Source organism: Legionella qingyii (assembly GCF_003990155.1).
Classification (GTDB): Bacteria; Pseudomonadota; Gammaproteobacteria; order Legionellales; family Legionellaceae; genus Legionella; species Legionella qingyii.
Map to the genome: position 1 here is coordinate 1 of NZ_RZGX01000042.1, position 2,503 is coordinate 2,503.

Here is a 2,503-nt window from a genome sequence, read left to right on the forward strand (position 1 = left end):
AGTTTTCCTGGCGACCATAGCGGCTTGGAACCACCTGATTCCATCTCGAACTCAGAAGTGAAACGAGCCCGCGCCAATGATAGTGTGAGGTCTCCTCATGTGAAAGTAGGTCATCGCCAGGATTTTATTCTTGAAAAGCGGCTTTATGGCCGCTTTTTTTTTTCAATAATGAAATCTTCCATAAAAAACCATGAATAGTGCTTGGAGGCATTGAGTTCCTTGTCAACGAACCACTTGAACTTAGATTCATGCTTGATTAATCTATATTTAATTTCCTTCAAATACGTGTTTTCCTCATGGGTTTTTATAATTGATTTTTATTTAACTTTAGTTTAAGTTAATTTGTTTAAGGATAGGTTGTAGTTTATGTTAGTCCAACGAATTTTGGATTTTATTGAAACTTTAGAAAAGGAAAGCCCTCTCTCTCCATGTGATCAGAAGCTACGTGAACGTCTATTAGAGCATTTTTCTAAAAGTAATCCCACTGATACTTTAAATCAGGATGATTTTCTTTTTCTTCTTGATTGCTATAAAACTCGGTGGGCGGCAATTGTTGATGACGATGATTATATGCTTAATCCTTCTGCGATTAATCTTCATTGGATTGACTTGGCTCGGGAGCTTGGTCCTCTGACCAAAATTAATTATTTAAAAATATTAATACCGACATTGACCAATGAAAAGGATTTAAATGATTTTTCATCGCTTAATGAAACAGTAAATCTCTTTAATTTTTATCTTGGCTACGGTGGTAATACTTTATATAGAAAACTAAGTTTCTGTAAACACTTAGAAAAATGGCAATTTGAATTATCGACATATAGAGCTGATAAAAAATTAAGTATTGTTACAATAGATGAATTAGCTCGTCTAAAACTATGTAAGCAAACTGAAAGAGAAGTTAGTGTAGATACTGAAATTTTCAAAAACTTTTGGGATCTGATGCGCAAAAAAGTTTTTGTTAATTTAAAAGCTCGTGGTCGCATGCCAATTGCTTTGTTACCTCACTTAATGGAATTAGTTGAACGATACTATTATTTGCAAACGAATAAAGTTGAATTTTCAGAATTCAAAAAGGAGACAGAGAAATTTTTCCATCGTTTATATGAATATCAGTTAGTAGATGTGAATTTCTTGTATGGCTCAAAAATTAAATATAAAGAGAATGAAGAATACTTGCTGGATCTATTTATTGCACTTCATACTGCAAAGAATTATTCTGATCTGGATTATGAAATACAGATATTAGGTAAATGGTTATTTAAATATAATCCGGATTTAAAAGCCACAAGTAAAGAATTGGAGCCCATTTACCATGAGTTATCCGAAGAAATAGAAAAAAGGGAAGAACCATTTATAAATACGCATGCTTTTATAAATTGTTGTAAACTAGTTGTTTCGCTATTTACTACTCGATTTGAGCTTTCTATCCTCGTCACGCGACAAACTTCTAGTCTATGGGATAAAGAAAATACAGTATTTCCTGAGGCATATACAATTCTTACTGTGTTGTTGCCATTAATTGCAGCAAATAAACCTAAAGCTTTGGAAACAGCTTATGAAGGTATTATCCAAGATATTATTCTTCCTGTAAAAATGGATACAGGTTGGTTTCCATGCTTTACTGGTCATAAGCAAACGATTAAATGGTTTGATATTGTACAAAATTGTAAGTACCATGAACTTGGCGTTTATTGGTTTGAACCTGAACGGTTATTTAATGCATTGTTGCTCTTTAATACAAGTAATGAGTCTCTAAAGGCACGGATTAATCAATTTTTAGATGACATAATTCAAACTTATGCACAAGATGAAAACGAGCTCATGAAGCAATTTCGGGTCAATGTTTTATTCACTGAATTTCTAAATGGGCTCAGTGAACATCATTGCACCCATTTATTGAGATTAATTCAGCTATGTGATCTAGACATTGCAAAATTTAGATTTCTCAGTAATTGCAGCAAGCATATCAATAAACAAGCATCCAGGTTATGTCAGGGTATAGAGAGTTCATCACCATGCTTTTTCTCAATGCCTCAGAAAGGAGATAAGGTAAAATTATTTAATTTTTCTGATGTAAAAGATGTTCAATCAATGATCGTAGATTATAAAAATCAATTGTATGAACTCACTATCGATCCGAAGAAATTAGAGAAGCTAAGTAATTATTTATTTAAAATAGGCCAACCTATTTTAAGTGTGACACAAAAAGAAAATGCTAAAAGTTGTGACAGACCTGTTCTGGATTACATTGGTCAATATACCTAATTTATTAATTAGAGTCTGTTGATATTTCATTTAATTCCGCATTTTTAATGCTGCCTTTACTGGATTGCGCGCATAAAGCCTGAGAGATGGTCACAAAGAGTGACCATTATTTTTAAAAAAGAATAATTTTTTTTGAAGTGCATGAAGATATGTGATCCAATATATTTTCGACATTATAAGGGTTCACCATCATGCACTTGACTGAATTATTACATAAAACTTTTGCGAATAAACT

1 protein-coding gene and 1 rRNA gene are annotated in these 2,503 nt (G+C 32.5%); both read left to right on the forward strand.

Annotated elements, in window-relative coordinates:
* Nucleotides 1–6 precede the first annotated feature (6 nt).
* Nucleotides 7–122 (forward strand): 5S ribosomal RNA (gene rrf / locus ELY20_RS16655).
* Nucleotides 123–366: 244 nt separating this feature from the next.
* Nucleotides 367–2,268: a hypothetical protein gene (locus ELY20_RS16660; RefSeq protein WP_110144303.1), complete on the forward strand. Its 1,902-nt coding sequence runs from the start codon at nt 367–369 to the stop codon at nt 2,266–2,268.
* Nucleotides 2,269–2,503: the final 235 nt, after the last annotated feature.

Coding starts and splice junctions, on each gene's coding strand:
- ELY20_RS16660 (WP_110144303.1), top strand. CDS start 367: ATGTTAGTCCAACGAATTTTGGATTTTATTGAAACTTTAGAAAAGGAA.